This window comes from Escherichia sp. Lx600-2 (genome assembly GCF_036662595.1).
Taxonomy (GTDB): domain Bacteria; phylum Pseudomonadota; class Gammaproteobacteria; order Enterobacterales; family Enterobacteriaceae; genus Escherichia; species Escherichia coli.
On sequence record NZ_JAYQWM010000039.1, the window covers coordinates 1 to 18,636 of the forward strand.

Here is an 18,636-nt window from a genome sequence, read left to right on the forward strand (position 1 = left end):
TCGGTGGAGCTGCATGACAAAGTCATCGGGCATTATCTGAACATAAAACACTATCAATAAGTTGGAGTCATTACCGGAGATTGAGTAGATATTCTTGTTCAGAATGTATCAGCCGATGGTTCTACGATTCTTAAGCCACGAAGAGTTCAGATAGTACAACGGCATGTCTGCAAGAACCTGCAACTTTTGACTATCTGGCAACCGGCAGTGTGTTCTCTCACGCATCACAAAAGCAGCAGGCATAAAAAAACCCGCTTGCGCGGGCTTTTTCACAAAGCTTCAGCAAATTGACGATTAAGCCAGTTTGTTGATCTGTGCAGTCAGGTTAGCCTTATGACGTGCAGCTTTGTTTTTGTGGATCAGACCTTTAGCAGCCTGACGGTCCACGATCGGTTGCATTTCGTTAAATGCTTTCTGTGCAGCAGCTTTGTCGCCAGCTTCGATAGCTGCGTATACTTTCTTGATAAAAGTACGCATCATAGAGCGACGGCTTGCGTTGTGCTTACGAGCCTTTTCAGACTGAATGGCGCGCTTCTTAGCTGATTTGATATTAGCCAAGGTCCAACTCCCAAATGTGTTCTATATGGACAATTCAAAGGCCGAGGAATATGCCCTTTTAGCCTTCTTTTGTCAATGGATTTGTGCAAATAAGCGCCGTTAATGTGCCGGCACTCGTTACGTAGTGATGGCGCAGGATTCTACCAGCTTGCGGGGTGTGAATACAGCTTTTCCGCGATAAAAATTGCAGCAGGCGGTCAGTTTCTTCCCGTGATTTGCGCCATGGCAATGAAAAGCCACTTCTTTCTGATTTCGGTACTCAATCGCCGGTTAACCTTGACCGCTGTACAAGGTATACTCGGACGATTTTCACTGTTTTGAGCCAGACATGAAGCTGATACGCGGCATACATAATCTCAGCCAGGCCCCGCAAGAAGGGTGTGTGCTGACTATTGGTAATTTCGACGGCGTGCATCGCGGTCATCGCGCGCTGTTACAGGGCTTGCAGGAAGAAGGGCGCAAGCGCAACTTACCGGTGATGGTGATGCTTTTTGAACCTCAACCACTGGAACTGTTTGCTACCGATAAAGCCCCGGCACGGCTGACCCGGCTGCGGGAAAAACTGCGTTACCTTGCAGAGTGTGGCGTTGATTACGTGCTGTGCGTGCGTTTCGACAGGCGTTTCGCGGCGTTAACCGCGCAAAATTTCATCAGCGATCTTCTGGTGAAGCATTTGCGCGTAAAATTTCTTGCCGTAGGTGATGATTTCCGCTTTGGCGCTGGTCGTGAAGGCGATTTCTTGTTATTACAGAAAGCTGGCATGGAATACGGCTTCGATATCACCAGTACGCAAACTTTTTGCGAAGGTGGCGTGCGTATCAGCAGCACCGCCGTGCGTCAGGCGCTGGCAGATGACAATCTGGCTCTGGCAGAAAGTTTACTGGGGCACCCGTTTGCCATCTCCGGGCGTGTAGTCCACGGTGATGAATTAGGGCGCACTATAGGTTTCCCGACGGCGAATGTACCGCTACGCCGTCAGGTTTCCCCGGTGAAAGGGGTTTATGCGGTAGAAGTGCTGGGCCTCGGTGAAAAGCCGTTACCCGGCGTGGCAAACATCGGAACACGCCCAACGGTTGCCGGTATTCGCCAGCAGCTGGAAGTGCATTTGTTAGATGTTGCAATGGACCTTTACGGTCGCCATATACAAGTAGTGCTGCGTAAAAAAATACGCAATGAGCAGCGATTTGCGTCGCTGGACGAACTGAAAGCGCAGATTGCGCGTGATGAATTAACCGCCCGCGAATTTTTTGGGCTAACAAAACCGGCTTAAGCCTGTTATGTAATCAAACCGAAACACGGAACCGAGAATCTGATGAGTGACTATAAATCAACCCTGAATTTGCCGGAAACAGGGTTCCCGATGCGTGGCGATCTCGCCAAGCGCGAACCGGGAATGCTGGCGCGTTGGACTGATGATGATCTGTACGGCATCATCCGTGCGGCTAAAAAAGGCAAAAAAACCTTCATTCTGCATGATGGCCCTCCTTATGCGAATGGCAGCATTCATATTGGTCACTCGGTTAACAAGATTCTGAAAGACATTATCGTGAAGTCCAAAGGGCTTTCCGGTTATGACTCGCCGTATGTGCCTGGCTGGGACTGCCACGGTCTGCCGATCGAGCTGAAAGTAGAGCAAGAATACGGTAAGCCGGGTGAGAAATTCACCGCCGCCGAGTTCCGCGCCAAGTGCCGTGAATACGCGGCGACCCAGGTTGACGGTCAACGCAAAGACTTTATCCGTCTGGGCGTGCTGGGCGACTGGTCGCACCCGTACCTGACCATGGACTTCAAAACTGAAGCCAATATCATCCGCGCGCTGGGCAAAATCATCGGCAATGGTCACCTGCACAAAGGCGCGAAGCCGGTGCACTGGTGCGTAGACTGCCGTTCTGCACTGGCAGAAGCGGAAGTTGAGTATTACGACAAAACTTCTCCGTCCATTGACGTCGCTTTCCAGGCGGTCGATCAGGATGCGCTGAAAGCGAAATTTGGCGTAAGCAACGTTAACGGCCCAATCTCGCTGGTGATCTGGACCACTACGCCATGGACTCTGCCTGCGAACCGCGCAATCTCTATTGCACCTGATTTCGACTATGCGCTGGTGCAGATCGACGGTCAGGCCGTGATTCTGGCGAAAGATCTGGTTGAAAGCGTAATGCAGCGTATCGGCGTGACCGATTACACCATTCTCGGCACGGTAAAAGGTGCGGAGCTTGAACTGCTTCGCTTTACCCATCCGTTTATGGGCTTCGACGTTCCGGCAATTCTTGGCGATCACGTTACCCTGGATGCCGGTACCGGTGCCGTTCACACCGCGCCTGGCCACGGCCCGGACGACTATGTGATCGGTCAGAAATACGGCCTGGAAACCGCTAACCCGGTTGGCCCGGACGGCACTTATCTGCCGGGCACTTATCCGACGCTGGATGGCGTGAACGTCTTCAAAGCGAACGACATCGTCGTTGCGCTGCTGCAGGAAAAAGGCGCGCTGCTGCACGTTGAGAAAATGCAGCACAGCTATCCGTGCTGCTGGCGTCACAAAACGCCGATCATCTTCCGCGCGACGCCGCAGTGGTTCGTCAGCATGGATCAGAAAGGTCTGCGTGCGCAGTCACTGAAAGAGATCAAAGGCGTGCAGTGGATCCCGGACTGGGGCCAGGCGCGTATCGAGTCGATGGTTGCTAACCGTCCTGACTGGTGTATCTCCCGTCAGCGCACCTGGGGCGTACCGATGTCACTGTTCGTGCACAAAGACACGGAAGAGCTGCATCCGCGTACCCTCGAACTGATGGAAGAAGTGGCTAAACGCGTTGAAGTTGACGGCATCCAGGCGTGGTGGGATCTCGATGCGAAAGAGATCCTCGGCGATGAAGCTGATCAGTACGTGAAAGTGCCGGATACGCTGGATGTATGGTTTGACTCCGGATCTACCCACTCTTCCGTTGTTGACGTGCGTCCGGAATTTGCCGGTCACGCAGCGGACATGTATCTGGAAGGTTCTGACCAGCACCGTGGTTGGTTCATGTCTTCCCTGATGATCTCCACCGCGATGAAAGGCAAAGCGCCGTATCGTCAGGTACTGACCCACGGCTTTACCGTGGATGGTCAGGGCCGCAAGATGTCTAAATCCATCGGCAACACCGTTTCGCCGCAGGATGTGATGAACAAACTGGGCGCGGATATTCTGCGTCTGTGGGTGGCATCAACCGACTACACCGGTGAAATGGCCGTTTCTGACGAGATCCTGAAACGTGCTGCCGATAGCTATCGTCGTATCCGTAACACCGCGCGCTTCCTGCTGGCAAACCTGAATGGTTTTGATCCAGCAAAAGATATGGTGAAACCGGAAGAGATGGTGGTACTGGATCGCTGGGCCGTAGGTTGTGCGAAAGCGGCACAGGAAGACATCCTCAAGGCGTACGAAGCATATGATTTCCACGAAGTGGTACAGCGTCTGATGCGCTTCTGCTCCGTTGAGATGGGTTCCTTCTACCTCGACATCATCAAAGACCGTCAGTACACCGCCAAAGCGGATAGCGTGGCGCGTCGTAGCTGCCAGACTGCGCTGTATCACATCGCTGAAGCGCTGGTGCGCTGGATGGCACCAATCCTCTCCTTCACCGCTGATGAAGTGTGGGGCTACCTGCCGGGCGAACGTGAAAAATACGTCTTCACCGGTGAGTGGTACGAAGGCCTGTTTGGTCTGGCAGACAGTGAAGCAATGAACGATGCGTTTTGGGACGAGCTGTTGAAAGTGCGTGGCGAAGTGAACAAAGTCATTGAGCAAGCGCGTGCCGACAAGAAAGTGGGTGGCTCGCTGGAAGCGGCAGTAACCTTGTATGCAGAACCGGAACTGGCGGCGAAACTGACCGCGCTGGGCGATGAATTACGATTTGTCCTGTTGACCTCCGGCGCTACCGTTGCAGACTATAACGACGCACCTGCTGATGCTCAGCAGAGCGAAGTACTCAAAGGGCTGAAAGTCGCGTTGAGTAAAGCCGAAGGTGAGAAGTGCCCACGCTGCTGGCACTACACCCAGGATGTCGGCAAGGTGGCGGAACACGCAGAAATCTGCGGCCGCTGTGTCAGCAACGTCGCCGGTGACGGTGAAAAACGTAAGTTTGCCTGATGAGTCAATCGATCTGTTCAACAGGGCTACGCTGGCTGTGGCTGGTGGTAGTCGTGCTGATTATCGATCTGGGCAGCAAATACCTGATCCTCCAGAACTTTGCTCTGGGGGATACGGTCCCGCTGTTCCCGTCGCTTAATCTGCATTATGCGCGTAACTATGGCGCGGCGTTTAGTTTCCTTGCCGATAGCGGCGGCTGGCAGCGTTGGTTCTTTGCCGGTATTGCGATTGGTATTAGCGTGATCCTGGCAGTGATGATGTATCGCTCGAAGGCCACGCAGAAGCTAAACAATATCGCTTATGCGCTGATTATTGGCGGCGCGCTGGGCAACCTGTTCGACCGCCTGTGGCACGGCTTCGTTGTCGATATGATCGACTTCTACGTCGGCGACTGGCACTTCGCCACCTTCAACCTTGCCGATACTGCCATTTGTGTCGGTGCGGCACTGATTGTGCTGGAAGGTTTTTTGCCTTCTAAAGCGAAAAAACAATAATAAACCCTGCCGGATAAGGCCTACAGATTGCTGCGAAATCGTAGGCCGCATCCGGCAAAAATCCTCAAAATATAAGAGCAAACCTGCATGTCTGAATCTGTACAGAGCAATAGCGCCGTCCTGGTGCACTTCACGCTGAAACTCGATGATGGCACCACCGCTGAGTCTACCCGCAACAACGGTAAACCGGCGCTGTTCCGCCTGGGCGATGCTTCTCTTTCTGAAGGGCTGGAGCAACACCTGCTGGGGCTGAAAGTGGGCGATAAAACCACCTTCTCGCTGGAGCCAGATGCGGCGTTTGGCGTGCCGTCACCGGACCTGATTCAGTACTTCTCCCGCCGTGAGTTTATGGATGCAGGCGAGCCAGAAATTGGCGCAATTATGCTTTTTACCGCAATGGATGGCAGTGAGATGCCTGGCGTGATCCGCGAAATTAACGGCGACTCTATTACCGTTGATTTCAACCATCCGCTGGCCGGGCAGACCGTTCATTTTGATATTGAAGTGCTGGAAATCGATCCGGCACTGGAGGCGTAACATGCAGATCCTGTTGGCCAACCCACGTGGTTTTTGTGCCGGGGTAGACCGCGCTATCAGCATTGTTGAAAACGCGCTTGCCATTTACGGCGCACCGATATATGTCCGTCACGAAGTGGTGCATAACCGCTACGTGGTCGATAGCCTGCGCGAGCGTGGAGCTATCTTTATTGAGCAGATCAGCGAAGTGCCGGACGGCGCGATCCTGATCTTCTCCGCACATGGTGTTTCTCAGGCGGTACGTAACGAAGCGAAAAGCCGTGATTTGACGGTATTCGACGCCACCTGTCCGCTGGTGACCAAAGTGCATATGGAAGTAGCCCGCGCCAGCCGTCGTGGCGAAGAGTCTATTCTCATCGGTCACGCCGGGCACCCGGAAGTGGAAGGGACGATGGGGCAGTACAGCAACCCTGAAGGGGGAATGTATCTGGTCGAATCGCCAGACGATGTGTGGAAACTGACGGTCAAAAACGAAGAGAAGCTCTCCTTTATGACCCAAACCACGCTGTCGGTGGATGACACGTCTGATGTGATCGACGCGCTGCGTAAACGCTTCCCGAAGATTGTCGGTCCGCGCAAAGATGACATCTGCTACGCCACGACTAACCGTCAGGAAGCGGTACGCGCCCTGGCAGAACAGGCGGAAGTTGTGTTGGTGGTCGGTTCGAAAAACTCCTCCAACTCCAACCGTCTGGCGGAGCTGGCCCAGCGTATGGGCAAACGCGCGTTTTTGATTGACGATGCGAAAGATATCCAGGAAGAGTGGGTGAAAGAGGTTAAATGCGTCGGCGTGACTGCGGGCGCATCGGCTCCGGATATTCTGGTGCAGAATGTTGTGGCACGTTTGCAACAGCTGGGCGGTGGTGAAGCCATTCCGCTGGAAGGCCGTGAAGAAAACATTGTTTTCGAAGTGCCGAAAGAGCTGCGTGTCGATATTCGTGAAGTCGATTAAGTCATTAGCAGCCTAAGTTATGCGAAAATGCCGGTCTTGTTACCGGCATTTTTTATGGAGAAAACATGCGTTTACCTATCTTCCTCGATACTGACCCCGGCATTGACGATGCCGTCGCCATTGCCGCCGCGATTTTTGCCCCCGAACTCGACCTGCAACTGATGACCACCGTCGCGGGTAATGTCTCGGTTGAGAAAACCACCCGCAACGCCCTGCAACTGCTGCATTTCTGGAATGCGGAGATTCCGCTCGCCCAGGGAGCCGCTGTGCCGCTGGTACGCGCACCGCGTGATGCAGCATCTGTGCACGGCGAATCGGGAATGGCTGGCTACGACTTTGTTGAGCACAACCGAAAGCCACTCGGGATACCGGCGTTTCTGGCGATTCGGGATGCCCTGATGCGTGCACCAGAGCCCGTTACCCTGGTGGCCATCGGCCCGTTAACCAATATTGCGCTGTTACTTTCACAATGCCCGGAATGTAAACCGTATATTCGTCGTCTGGTGATCATGGGCGGCTCTGCCGGTCGCGGCAACTGCACGCCAAACGCCGAGTTTAATATCGCTGCCGATCCAGAAGCGGCAGCCTGTGTCTTCCGTAGCGGCATCGAAATCGTCATGTGCGGTCTGGATGTCACCAATCAGGCAATATTAACCCCTGACTATCTCGCTACTTTGCCGGAGTTGAATCGCACCGGAAAAATGCTCCACGCCCTGTTTAGCCACTACCGTAGCGGCAGTATGCAAAGCGGTCTGCGAATGCACGATCTCTGCGCCATCGCCTGGCTGGTGCGCCCGGACTTATTCACCCTCAAGCCGTGTTTTGTCGCGGTAGAAACTCAAGGCGAATTTACCTCAGGCACGACGGTGGTTGATATCGACGGTTGCCTGGGCAAACCAGCCAATGTACAGGTGGCATTGGATCTGAATGTAAAAGGCTTCCAACAGTGGGTGGCTGAGGTGCTGGCTCTGGTGCCGTAACCTGTCACATGTTATCGGCATGCAGTCATTCATCGACTCATGCCTTTCACTGATATCCCTCCCTGTTTATCATTAATTTCTAATTATCAGCGTTTTTGGCTGGCGGCGTAGCGATGCGCTGGTTACTCTGAAAACGGTCTATGCAAATTAACAAAAGAGAATAGCTATGCATGATGCAAACATCCGCGTTGCCATCGCGGGAGCCGGGGGGCGTATGGGCCGCCAGTTGATTCAGGCGGCGCTGGCATTAGAAGGCGTGCAGCTGGGCGCGGCGCTGGAGCGCGAAGGATCTTCTTTACTGGGCAGCGACGCCGGTGAGCTGGCTGGTGCAGGAAAAACAGGCGTTACTGTGCAAAGCAGTCTTGATGCGGTAAAAGACGATTTTGATGTGTTTATCGATTTTACCCGTCCGGAAGGTACGCTGAACCATCTCGCTTTTTGTCGCCAGCATGGCAAAGGGATGGTGATCGGCACTACGGGGTTTGACGAAGCCGGTAAACAGGCAATTCGTGACGCCGCTGCCGATATTGCGATTGTCTTTGCCGCCAATTTTAGCGTTGGCGTTAACGTCATGCTTAAGCTGCTGGAGAAAGCAGCCAAAGTGATGGGTGACTACACCGATATCGAAATTATTGAAGCACATCATAGACATAAAGTTGATGCGCCGTCAGGCACCGCACTGGCAATGGGAGAGGCGATCGCCCACGCCCTTGATAAAGATCTGAAAGATTGCGCGGTCTACAGTCGTGAAGGCCATACCGGTGAACGTGTGCCTGGTACCATTGGTTTTGCCACCGTGCGTGCAGGTGACATCGTTGGCGAACATACCGCGATGTTTGCCGATATTGGCGAGCGTCTGGAGATCACCCATAAGGCGTCCAGCCGCATGACATTTGCTAACGGTGCGGTAAGATCGGCTTTGTGGTTGAGTGGTAAGGAAAGTGGTCTTTTTGATATGCGAGATGTGCTTGATCTCAATAATTTGTAACCACAAAATGTTTATGATGATGCAAAAGTAACACATTTAATTTATTAATTATAAAGGGCTTTAATTTTTAGCCCTTTTATTTTTGGTGTTATGCTTTTAAATTTTCTATAACTGCCAAAAATTACATGTTTTGTCTTCTATTTTTGTTGTTTTAATGTAAATTTTGACCATTTGGTCCACTTTTTCCTGCTCGTTTTTATTTCATGCAATCTTCTTGCTGCGCAAGCGTTTTACAGAACAGGTTAGATGATCTTTTTGTCGCTTAATGCCTGTAAAACATGCATGAGCCACAAAATAATATAAAAAATCCTGCCATTAAGTTGACTTTTAGCGCCCATATCTCCAGAATGCCGCCGTTTGCCAGAAATTCGTCGGTAAGCAGATTTGCATTGATTTACGTCATCATTGTGAATTAATATGCAAATAAAGTGAGTGAATATTCTCTGGAGGGTGTTTTGATTAAGTCAGCGCTATTGGTTCTGGAAGACGGAACCCAGTTTCACGGTCGGGCCATAGGGGCAACAGGTTCGGCGGTTGGGGAAGTCGTTTTCAATACTTCAATGACCGGTTATCAAGAAATCCTCACTGATCCTTCCTATTCTCGTCAAATCGTTACTCTTACTTATCCCCATATTGGCAATGTCGGCACTAATGACGCCGATGAAGAATCTTCTCAGGTACATGCACAAGGTCTGGTGATTCGCGATCTGCCGCTGATTGCCAGCAACTTCCGTAATACCGAAGACCTCTCTTCTTACCTGAAGCGCCATAACATCGTGGCGATTGCCGATATCGATACCCGTAAGCTGACGCGTTTACTGCGCGAGAAAGGCGCACAGAATGGCTGCATTATCGCAGGCGATAACCCGGATGCGGCGCTGGCGTTAGAAAAAGCCCGCGCGTTCCCAGGTCTGAATGGCATGGATCTGGCAAAAGAAGTGACCACCGCAGAAGCCTATAGCTGGACACAAGGGAGCTGGACGTTGACCGGCGGCCTGCCAGAAGCGAAAAAAGAAGACGAGCTGCCGTTCCACGTCGTGGCTTATGATTTTGGTGCCAAGCGCAACATCCTGCGGATGCTGGTGGATAGAGGCTGTCGCCTGACCATCGTTCCGGCGCAAACTTCTGCGGAAGATGTGCTGAAAATGAATCCAGACGGCATCTTCCTCTCCAACGGTCCTGGCGACCCGGCCCCGTGCGATTACGCCATTACCGCCATCCAGAAATTCCTCGAAACCGATATTCCGGTCTTCGGCATCTGCCTCGGTCATCAGCTGCTGGCTCTGGCGAGCGGTGCGAAGACTGTCAAAATGAAATTTGGTCACCACGGCGGCAACCATCCGGTTAAAGATGTGGAGAAAAACGTGGTGATGATCACCGCCCAGAACCACGGTTTTGCGGTGGACGAAGCAACATTACCTGCAAACCTGCGTGTCACGCATAAATCCCTGTTCGACGGTACGTTACAGGGCATTCATCGCACCGATAAACCGGCGTTCAGCTTCCAGGGGCACCCGGAAGCCAGCCCAGGTCCACACGACGCAGCGCCGTTGTTCGACCACTTTATCGAGTTAATTGAGCAGTACCGTAAAACCGCTAAGTAATCAGGAGTAAAAGAGCCATGCCAAAACGTACAGATATAAAAAGTATCCTGATTCTGGGTGCGGGCCCGATTGTTATCGGTCAGGCGTGTGAGTTTGACTACTCTGGCGCGCAAGCATGTAAAGCCCTGCGCGAAGAGGGTTACCGCGTCATTCTGGTGAACTCCAACCCGGCGACCATCATGACCGACCCGGAAATGGCCGATGCGACCTACATCGAGCCGATTCACTGGGAAGTGGTACGCAAGATTATTGAAAAAGAGCGCCCGGACGCGGTGCTGCCAACGATGGGCGGTCAGACGGCGCTGAACTGCGCGCTGGAGCTGGAACGTCAGGGCGTGTTGGAAGAGTTCGGCGTCACCATGATTGGTGCCACTGCCGATGCGATTGATAAAGCAGAAGACCGCCGTCGTTTCGACGTAGCGATGAAGAAAATTGGTCTGGAAACCGCGCGTTCCGGTATCGCACACACGATGGAAGAAGCGCTGGCGGTTGCCGCTGACGTGGGCTTCCCGTGCATTATTCGCCCATCCTTTACCATGGGCGGTAGCGGCGGCGGTATCGCTTATAACCGTGAAGAGTTTGAAGAAATTTGCGCCCGCGGTCTGGATCTCTCTCCGACCAAAGAGTTGCTGATTGATGAGTCGCTGATCGGCTGGAAAGAGTACGAGATGGAAGTGGTGCGTGATAAAAACGACAACTGCATCATCGTCTGCTCTATCGAAAACTTTGATGCGATGGGCATCCACACCGGTGACTCCATCACTGTCGCGCCAGCCCAAACGCTGACCGACAAAGAATATCAAATCATGCGTAACGCCTCGATGGCGGTGCTGCGTGAAATCGGCGTTGAAACCGGTGGTTCCAACGTCCAGTTTGCGGTGAACCCGAAAAACGGTCGCCTGATTGTTATCGAAATGAACCCACGCGTGTCCCGTTCTTCGGCGCTGGCGTCGAAAGCGACCGGTTTCCCGATTGCTAAAGTGGCGGCGAAACTGGCGGTGGGTTACACCCTCGACGAACTGATGAACGACATCACTGGCGGACGTACTCCGGCCTCCTTCGAGCCGTCCATCGACTATGTGGTTACTAAAATTCCTCGCTTCAACTTCGAAAAATTCGCCGGTGCTAACGACCGTCTGACCACTCAGATGAAATCGGTTGGCGAAGTGATGGCGATTGGTCGCACGCAGCAGGAATCCCTGCAAAAAGCGCTGCGCGGCCTGGAAGTCGGTGCGACTGGATTCGACCCGAAAGTGAGCCTGGATGACCCGGAAGCGTTAACCAAAATCCGTCGCGAACTGAAAGACGCAGGCGCAGAGCGTATCTGGTACATCGCCGATGCTTTCCGCGCGGGCCTGTCTGTGGACGGCGTCTTCAACCTGACTAACATTGACCGCTGGTTCCTGGTACAGATTGAAGAACTGGTGCGTCTGGAAGAGAAAGTGGCGGAAGTGGGCATCACTGGCCTGAACGCTGAATTCCTGCGCCAGCTGAAACGCAAAGGCTTTGCCGATGCGCGCTTGGCAAAACTGGCGGGCGTACGCGAAGCGGAAATACGTAAGCTGCGTGACCAATATGACCTGCACCCGGTCTACAAGCGCGTGGATACCTGTGCGGCAGAGTTTGCCACCGACACCGCTTACATGTACTCCACTTATGAAGAAGAGTGCGAAGCGAATCCGTCTACCGACCGTGAAAAAATCATGGTGCTTGGCGGCGGTCCAAACCGTATCGGTCAGGGTATCGAATTCGACTACTGCTGCGTACACGCCTCGCTGGCGCTGCGTGAAGACGGTTACGAAACCATTATGGTTAACTGTAACCCGGAAACCGTCTCTACCGACTACGACACTTCCGACCGCCTCTACTTCGAGCCGGTAACTCTGGAAGATGTGCTGGAAATCGTGCGTATCGAGAAGCCGAAAGGCGTTATCGTCCAGTACGGCGGTCAGACCCCGCTGAAACTGGCGCGTGCACTGGAAGCCGCTGGCGTACCGGTTATCGGCACCAGCCCGGATGCTATCGACCGTGCGGAAGACCGTGAACGCTTCCAGCATGCGGTTGACCGTCTGAAACTGAAACAACCGGCGAACGCCACCGTTACTGCTATTGAAATGGCAGTTGAGAAGGCAAAAGAGATTGGCTACCCGCTGGTGGTGCGTCCGTCTTACGTTCTCGGCGGTCGGGCGATGGAAATCGTCTATGACGAAGCTGACCTGCGTCGCTACTTCCAGACGGCGGTTAGCGTATCTAACGATGCGCCAGTGTTGCTGGATCACTTCCTTGATGACGCAGTAGAAGTTGACGTGGATGCCATCTGCGACGGCGAAATGGTGCTGATTGGCGGCATCATGGAGCACATCGAGCAGGCGGGCGTGCACTCCGGTGACTCCGCATGTTCGCTGCCAGCGTACACCTTAAGTCAGGAAATTCAGGATGTGATGCGCCAGCAGGTGCAGAAACTGGCCTTCGAATTGCAGGTGCGCGGCCTGATGAATGTGCAGTTTGCGGTGAAAAACAACGAAGTCTACCTGATTGAAGTTAACCCGCGTGCGGCGCGTACCGTTCCGTTCGTCTCCAAAGCCACCGGCGTACCGCTGGCAAAAGTGGCGGCGCGTGTGATGGCTGGCAAATCGCTGGCTGAGCAGGGCGTAACCAAAGAAGTTATCCCGCCGTACTACTCGGTGAAAGAAGTGGTGCTGCCGTTCAATAAATTCCCGGGCGTTGACCCGCTGTTAGGGCCAGAAATGCGCTCTACCGGGGAAGTCATGGGCGTGGGCCGCACCTTCGCTGAAGCGTTTGCCAAAGCGCAGCTGGGCAGCAACTCCACCATGAAGAAACACGGTCGTGCGCTGCTTTCCGTGCGCGAAGGCGATAAAGAACGCGTGGTGGACCTGGCGGCAAAACTGCTGAAACAGGGCTTCGAGCTGGATGCGACCCACGGCACGGCGATTGTGCTGGGCGAAGCGGGTATCAATCCGCGTCTGGTAAACAAGGTGCATGAAGGTCGTCCGCACATTCAGGACCGCATCAAGAATGGCGAATATACCTACATCATCAACACCACTTCAGGTCGTCGCGCGATTGAAGACTCCCGCGTGATCCGTCGCAGTGCGCTGCAATATAAAGTGCATTATGACACCACCCTGAACGGTGGTTTCGCTACCGCGATGGCGCTGAATGCCGATGCGACCGAAAAAGTAATTTCGGTGCAGGAAATGCACGCGCAGATCAAATAATAGCGTGTCATGGCGGATATTTTTCATCCGCTAATTTGATCGAATAACTAATACGGTTCTCTGATGAGGACCGTTTTTTTTGCCCATTAAGTAAATCTTTTGGGGAATCGATATTTTTGATGACATAAGCAGGATTTAGCTCACACTTATCGACGGTGAAGTTGCATACTATCGATATATCCACAATTTTAATATGGCCTTGTTTAATTGCTTCAAAACGAGTCATAGCCAGACTTTTAATTTGTGAAACTGGAGTTCGTATGTGTGAAGGATATGTTGAAAAACCACTCTACTTGTTAATCGCCGAATGGATGATGGCTGAAAATCGGTGGGTGATAGCAAGAGAGATCTCTATTCATTTCGATATTGAACACAGCAAGGCGGTTAATACCCTGACTTATATTCTGTCGGAAGTCACAGAAATAAGCTGCGAAGTTAAGATGATCCCTAATAAGCTGGAAGGGCGGGGATGCCAGTGTCAGCGACTGGTTAAAGTGGTCGATATCGATGAGCAAATTTACGCGCGCCTGCGCAATAACAGTCGGGAAAAATTAGTCGGCGTAAGAAAGACACCGCGTATTCCTGCCGTTCCGCTCACGGAACTTAACCGCGAGCAGAAGTGGCAGATGATGTTGTCAAAGAGTATGCGTCGTTAATTTTATCTCGTTGATACCGGGCGTCCTGCTTGCCAGATACGATGTTGTAGCATCTTATCCAGCAACCAGGTCGCATCCGGCAAGATCACCGTTTAGGCGTCACATCCGTCGTCCCCTGCAAACGGGGGCGATTTTCCTCCATTTGCCTCAGTGGCTGCGTTTCATGTAACGATGCATGACAGCGCCCGACAAGATCCTGATACTCTTTGGTATTCAACCGTTTCCAGTGTAACTCGTCGTCACTAACACTGCGTACAGCGCGGGCTGGCGTACCCATCAACAACTGGCGTTTCTCGCCGTGAAAGCCTGCTTTGACAAAGCTCATGGCGGCAACAATGCTCTCTTCGCCAATGACCGCGCCATCCATAATCACGCTGTTCATCCCGACCAATGCATCGCGACCAATCACACAACCATGCAGGATCGCTCCGTGCCCGATATGGCCGTTTTCCCCAACGACGGTATCAGTGTCGCAGTAGCCATGCATAATGCAGCCATCCTGAATATTGGCTCCCGTTTGCACGATCAACCGCCCGTAGTCACCACGCAGTGAGGCGAGTGGGCCAATGTAGACACCGGCTCCCACAATCACATCGCCAATCAAGACTGCACTGGGATGGACAAACGCCGTCGGGTGAACCACCGGAATTAACCCCTCAAAGGCGTAATAGCTCACGGTTGTTAACGTCCTTTCCACACCGGATCGCGCTTCTCGGCAAACGCCAGCGGCCCTTCAATGGCATCTTCCGAATGCAGAACCGATGGATAGTGTTTCAACACGCCGCTGCGAATATAGCGATACGCTTCTTCTACCGGCATTTCGCTGGTGGTGCGGTAGATCTCTTTCAGCGCCGCAATCGCCAGCGGGGCGCTGTTAACCAGCTGCTGAGCCAGTTCGCGGGCGTTATCCATCAGTTCCGCCTGGCTAACCACGCGGTTGACTATCCCCCAACGCAGCGCCTCTTCTGCGCCCATTCGTCTGCCGGTCATCACCATTTCATTGACGATGGCAGGCGGCAGGATCTTCGGCAGACGCAGCACACCGCCGCTGTCAGGAACGATGCCCAGTTTGGCTTCCGGCAGGGCGAAGCTGGCGTTATCGGCACAAACAATAAAATCTGCCGCCAGCGCCAGTTCGAAACCGCCGCCAAAGGCGTAGCCGTTCACAGCTGCGATAACCGGTTTGTCGAGATTGAAAATTTCGGTTAATCCCGCAAAACCACCCGGGCCAAAGTCAGCATCCGGTGCTTCGCCTTCTGCTGCCGCTTTTAAATCCCAGCCCGCGGAAAAGAATTTCTCTCCGGCACCGGTAATAATGGCGACACGTAATTGCGGATCGTCACGGAAATTTAGAAATACTTCGCCCATTTCAAAGCTGGTTTTTGCATCAATAGCATTCGCTTTTGGGCGATCAAGGGTAATTTCCAGAATTGATCCATTGCGGGTCAGATGTAATGATTCACTCATTCCTTTTCTCCATTTTTGCTTTTTCAGGGACGACAACATCCCTGCAAAAAATGCATATTGTTTTAGAACGTGATTATTAGCTTGCAGGGTAGTTCCCTGCCGTTTCATTTATTTCAGATTCTTTCTAATTATTTTCCCCGAGCAATTACGTGGCAGATCTTTTCTGATCTCCAGATAAGAGGGCACTTTAAATTTCGCCATATTTTGTTCGCAGAAGCGAAAAAATTCCTCTTCGCTCAATGTTTCACCTTCATTCAGCACCACAAATGCTTTGATGGCTTCATCGCGAATCGAATCTTTAATACCCACAACCACGATGTCCTGAATTTTCGGATGGGTGGCGATGATATTTTCCAGCTCCACGCAGGAGACATTCTCGCCACCGCGTTTGATCATATTGCAGCGGCGATCGACGACATAAAAAAAGCCTTCTTCGTCGCGGTATCCGGTATCGCCGGTATGCAGCCAGCCATCAGCTTCCAGCACTTTTGCAGTGGCTTTCGGGTTGAGAAAATACTCTTTGAAGATGGTTTTCCCTGGTACGCCTTTAATACAGATTTCACCGATCTCACCTGCCGGGAGCGGGCGATTGTGATCGTCGCGGATCTCCGCTTCGTAGCAAAACCCCGCCCGACCAATCGACGGCCAGCGTCGTTTATCGCCAGGGCGATCGCCGATAATGCCCACAATGGTTTCCGTCATCCCATAAGACGTCAGCAAGCGAACGCCGAAGCGTTCACAAAACGCATCTTTTTCCTGCTCCGACAAGTTGAGATAAAACATCACTTCCCGCAGGCGGTGTTGCCGATCGTTCGCTGAAGGCGGCTGCACCATCAACGTACGAATCATCATCGGAATACATTCGGTAACGGTGGCGCGGTACTTCTGCACCTGTCCCCAGAAGGCGCGGGCGCTGTATTTCTCGACCAGCACAAAGGTGGCCCCGGCAGAAAACGCCGCCATCGCCGCAGTACACTGGCAATCGATATGAAACGCAGGCATTACCGTCAGGTAGACGTCATCGTCACGCAGTGCACACTGCCAGGCGGAGTAATATCCAGCGAAGCGCAGGTTGTAATGGGTAATCACCACACCTTTCGGTCGGGAGGTGGTGCCGGAGGTGAAGAGAATTTCCGCCGTATCGTCAGTCGATAGCGGCGGTGCATAGCACAAGGTGGCAGGTTGTTGATTTTTCAGTTGAGTAAACGAACTCACGCCATCATCAGCGGGAAGTGCCACATCTGTCAGGCAAATGTGCCGCAACTGAGTGGCATCTTCCTGCTGAATCTGTTGATACATAGGATAAAATTGCGCACTGGTCACCAGCAGGCAAGCCTGGCTATTTTGCAAGATCCACGCGCTTTCCTCGCGCAACAGGCGGGCGTTAATCGGCACCATAATCGCGCCAATTTTTGCCAGCCCGAACCAGCAAAAGATAAATTCCGGGCAGTTGTCGAGATGTAGTGCAACCTTGTCGCCTTTGCGAATCCCCAGCGTATAAAACAGGTTTGCCGTGCGGTTAATCTCCTGATTTAACTCAAGATAACTATACCGGTTAACGACTCCGCCGCTGGATTCACAAATCAGCGCCGTTTTATGACCGTAAACGTCCGCCAGATCGTCCCACATTTGACGTAGATGTTGTCCGCCAATGATATCCATTGCACCTCTATCCATTTTTGTTCGTTTGTTATTGGGCGGGCGTTAGTCAGGCAAGCCGACTGACGCCACGCGTTTAGTCCTCAACTTTGGCCAGACCTTTGCTGACCAACTCCTGAATGTCGTTTTCGCTGTAGCCGATATTTTTCAAAATGGCAGCCGTGTCCATGCCATGTGAGGGCATTCCGCGCCAGATTTGTCCGGGGTTATTTTTGAATTTCGGCATGATGTTCGGCCCTTTGCAGGTGCGACCATCCATCGTTTGCCACTGAGTGATTGATTCACGGGCAACATACTGTGGATTGCTTTCCAGTTCCGGTACGGTCAGTACTTTGGCACAGGCGATATTCAGTTCGGCAAAGCGTTCTTTAACTTCTGCGATGGTATGTGCCGCCAGCCAGGCATCGAGTTTTTCTTCTACCAGTGGGCCGTAAGGGCATTCGATACGGTGGATAAGCTGAGTGCCTTCCGGGATTTCCGGTGTACCGAGTAGATGTGCGAGGCCAATATCTTTAAAGCACTCTTCAATTTGGGTTATGCCCACCAGTTCCATCACGATGTAGCCGTCGGCGCATTTATACAGACCGCAACCGGCGTAGTAGGGATCTTTACCTTTGCTCATGCGCGGGCACATTTCGCCGCCGTTGAAGTAATCCATCATGAAGTACTGGCCCATACGCAGCATCACTTCATACATGGCGATGTCGATACTTTCGCCTTTACCGGTTTCACGCGCTTTATGCAGTGCTGCCAGCGCCGCCGTGGTGGCGGTCAGGCCAGAAAAGTAATCGGCGGTATACGGGAAGGCAGGCATTGGCTGGTCAACATCACCGTTCTGAATCAGGTAACCACTGAAGGCCTGGGCGATGGTGTTATAGGCCGGAAGATTGGTGTACTCCTCGGTGCCGTACTGACCAAAACCGGACAGGTGAGCGATAACCAGTTTCGGGTTGTGCTGCCACAGTACTTCATCGGTAATGCCACGACGGGCAAAGGCCGGACCTTTACTGGCTTCGATGAAGATATCGGTGGTTTCCATTAATTTCAGAAACGCTTCGCGGCCTTCATCTTTGAAAATATTTAACGACAGCGCGTGCAAATTGCGGCGGGAGAGCTGCGGGTAGTTCGGTTGAACGCGAATGGTGTCGGCCCAGGCGACGTTCTCGATCCAAATAACTTCCGCGCCCCATTCTGCGAACATTTGTCCGGCAAACGGTCCGGCGATTTCGATACCGGAGAAGACAACGCGCAATCCGGCCAGCGGTCCGAATTTCGGCATGGGTAGATGATCCATTATTAGCTCCTGAAAAATTTATGTAGCGCATGACTGCCGGATGCGGCGTAAACGCCTTATCCGGCCTACATTCGTGCTC

At 52.8% G+C, this 18,636-nt stretch carries 17 protein-coding genes; 12 read left to right on the forward strand and 5 right to left on the reverse strand.

The features are described 5' to 3' along the window. A partial coding sequence (locus OQV04_RS25100; protein WP_071528444.1) for an IS1 family transposase occupies nt 1-60 on the forward strand: 60 nt, incomplete at its 5' end. Nucleotides 61-294: 234 nt separating this feature from the next. On the opposite strand, the gene rpsT is transcribed toward OQV04_RS25100, so the two are convergent. Further along, on the reverse strand, nt 295-558 hold the full coding sequence (gene rpsT, locus OQV04_RS14825; RefSeq protein WP_001274021.1) for a 30S ribosomal protein S20: 264 nt from the start codon (nt 556-558) through the stop codon (nt 295-297). A 102-nt stretch (nt 559-660) separates the two neighbouring features. Here rpsT and OQV04_RS14830 point away from each other — a divergent pair, with 102 nt between their 5' ends. The 11 genes from OQV04_RS14830 to caiF all read left to right on the forward strand — a co-directional run bounded on the left by OQV04_RS14830 (nt 661) and on the right by caiF (nt 14,137). Beyond that, nucleotides 661-879: a DUF2575 family protein gene (locus OQV04_RS14830; RefSeq protein ID WP_001300728.1), complete on the forward strand. Its 219-nt coding sequence runs from the start codon at nt 661-663 to the stop codon at nt 877-879. Nucleotides 880-886: 7 nt separating this feature from the next. Then, complete coding sequence (gene ribF, locus OQV04_RS14835) at nt 887-1,828, forward strand: bifunctional riboflavin kinase/FAD synthetase (RefSeq protein WP_000767329.1); 942 nt, start codon at nt 887-889, stop codon at nt 1,826-1,828. Between the two features lie 42 nt (nt 1,829-1,870). Further along, nucleotides 1,871-4,687: an isoleucine--tRNA ligase gene (gene ileS / locus OQV04_RS14840; RefSeq protein ID WP_001286887.1), complete on the forward strand. Its 2,817-nt coding sequence runs from the start codon at nt 1,871-1,873 to the stop codon at nt 4,685-4,687. Beyond that, the gene (gene lspA / locus OQV04_RS14845) at nt 4,687-5,181 is read left to right on the forward strand and encodes a signal peptidase II (RefSeq protein WP_000083369.1); all 495 of its coding nucleotides are present in this window, start codon (nt 4,687-4,689) and stop codon (nt 5,179-5,181) included. Before ileS ends, lspA begins: the two co-directional genes overlap by 1 nt. Before the next feature lie 87 nt (nt 5,182-5,268). Next, nucleotides 5,269-5,718, forward strand: coding sequence for an FKBP-type peptidyl-prolyl cis-trans isomerase (gene fkpB / locus OQV04_RS14850; protein ID WP_000004655.1), 450 nt, complete (start codon nt 5,269-5,271; stop codon nt 5,716-5,718). A gap of 1 nt (nt 5,719) precedes the next feature. Continuing rightward, complete coding sequence (gene ispH, locus OQV04_RS14855) at nt 5,720-6,670, forward strand: 4-hydroxy-3-methylbut-2-enyl diphosphate reductase (protein ID WP_001166395.1); 951 nt, start codon at nt 5,720-5,722, stop codon at nt 6,668-6,670. Between the two features lie 65 nt (nt 6,671-6,735). Then, a complete protein-coding gene (gene rihC, locus OQV04_RS14860; RefSeq protein ID WP_001239137.1) occupies nt 6,736-7,650 on the forward strand; it encodes a ribonucleoside hydrolase RihC in 915 nt (304 codons plus the stop codon). A 166-nt stretch (nt 7,651-7,816) separates the two neighbouring features. Continuing rightward, nucleotides 7,817-8,638, forward strand: coding sequence for a 4-hydroxy-tetrahydrodipicolinate reductase (gene dapB, locus OQV04_RS14865; protein WP_000543604.1), 822 nt, complete (start codon nt 7,817-7,819; stop codon nt 8,636-8,638). 455 nt (nt 8,639-9,093) lie between these two features. Next, the gene (carA, locus tag OQV04_RS14870) at nt 9,094-10,242 is read left to right on the forward strand and encodes a glutamine-hydrolyzing carbamoyl-phosphate synthase small subunit (RefSeq protein ID WP_000597260.1); all 1,149 of its coding nucleotides are present in this window, start codon (nt 9,094-9,096) and stop codon (nt 10,240-10,242) included. 17 nt (nt 10,243-10,259) lie between these two features. Continuing rightward, nucleotides 10,260-13,481, forward strand: coding sequence for a carbamoyl-phosphate synthase large subunit (gene carB / locus OQV04_RS14875; protein ID WP_001126371.1), 3,222 nt, complete (start codon nt 10,260-10,262; stop codon nt 13,479-13,481). Nucleotides 13,482-13,741: 260 nt separating this feature from the next. Then, nucleotides 13,742-14,137: a carnitine metabolism transcriptional regulator CaiF gene (caiF, locus tag OQV04_RS14880; protein WP_000333125.1), complete on the forward strand. Its 396-nt coding sequence runs from the start codon at nt 13,742-13,744 to the stop codon at nt 14,135-14,137. A gap of 85 nt (nt 14,138-14,222) precedes the next feature. Here caiF and caiE read toward each other — a convergent pair whose 3' ends face one another. The 4 genes from caiE to caiB form a co-directional block, all read right to left on the reverse strand. Beyond that, a complete protein-coding gene (caiE, locus tag OQV04_RS14885; RefSeq protein WP_247806765.1) occupies nt 14,223-14,813 on the reverse strand; it encodes a carnitine operon protein CaiE in 591 nt (196 codons plus the stop codon). 5 nt (nt 14,814-14,818) lie between these two features. Further along, a complete protein-coding gene (gene caiD / locus OQV04_RS14890; protein ID WP_001295419.1) occupies nt 14,819-15,604 on the reverse strand; it encodes a crotonobetainyl-CoA hydratase in 786 nt (261 codons plus the stop codon). A 108-nt stretch (nt 15,605-15,712) separates the two neighbouring features. Further along, on the reverse strand, nt 15,713-17,266 hold the full coding sequence (gene caiC, locus OQV04_RS14895) for a crotonobetaine/carnitine-CoA ligase (RefSeq protein ID WP_032280228.1): 1,554 nt from the start codon (nt 17,264-17,266) through the stop codon (nt 15,713-15,715). A 73-nt stretch (nt 17,267-17,339) separates the two neighbouring features. Beyond that, on the reverse strand, nt 17,340-18,557 hold the full coding sequence (gene caiB, locus OQV04_RS14900; RefSeq protein WP_000349922.1) for an L-carnitine CoA-transferase: 1,218 nt from the start codon (nt 18,555-18,557) through the stop codon (nt 17,340-17,342). Nucleotides 18,558-18,636: the final 79 nt, after the last annotated feature.

Bases quoted from the DNA above. Each gene is read 5' to 3' on its own strand.
- caiD (WP_001295419.1), bottom strand. From the start codon at position 15,604: ATGAGTGAATCATTACATCTGACCCGCAATGGATCAATTCTGGAAATT.
- ileS (WP_001286887.1), top strand. From the start codon at position 1,871: ATGAGTGACTATAAATCAACCCTGAATTTGCCGGAAACAGGGTTCCCG.
- caiF (WP_000333125.1), top strand. From the start codon at position 13,742: ATGTGTGAAGGATATGTTGAAAAACCACTCTACTTGTTAATCGCCGAA.
- ribF (WP_000767329.1), top strand. From the start codon at position 887: ATGAAGCTGATACGCGGCATACATAATCTCAGCCAGGCCCCGCAAGAA.
- OQV04_RS14830 (WP_001300728.1), top strand. From the start codon at position 661: ATGTGCCGGCACTCGTTACGTAGTGATGGCGCAGGATTCTACCAGCTT.
- lspA (WP_000083369.1), top strand. From the start codon at position 4,687: ATGAGTCAATCGATCTGTTCAACAGGGCTACGCTGGCTGTGGCTGGTG.
- dapB (WP_000543604.1), top strand. From the start codon at position 7,817: ATGCATGATGCAAACATCCGCGTTGCCATCGCGGGAGCCGGGGGGCGT.
- ispH (WP_001166395.1), top strand. From the start codon at position 5,720: ATGCAGATCCTGTTGGCCAACCCACGTGGTTTTTGTGCCGGGGTAGAC.
- caiC (WP_032280228.1), bottom strand. From the start codon at position 17,266: ATGGATATCATTGGCGGACAACATCTACGTCAAATGTGGGACGATCTG.
- fkpB (WP_000004655.1), top strand. From the start codon at position 5,269: ATGTCTGAATCTGTACAGAGCAATAGCGCCGTCCTGGTGCACTTCACG.
- caiB (WP_000349922.1), bottom strand. From the start codon at position 18,557: ATGGATCATCTACCCATGCCGAAATTCGGACCGCTGGCCGGATTGCGC.
- rihC (WP_001239137.1), top strand. From the start codon at position 6,736: ATGCGTTTACCTATCTTCCTCGATACTGACCCCGGCATTGACGATGCC.
- carB (WP_001126371.1), top strand. From the start codon at position 10,260: ATGCCAAAACGTACAGATATAAAAAGTATCCTGATTCTGGGTGCGGGC.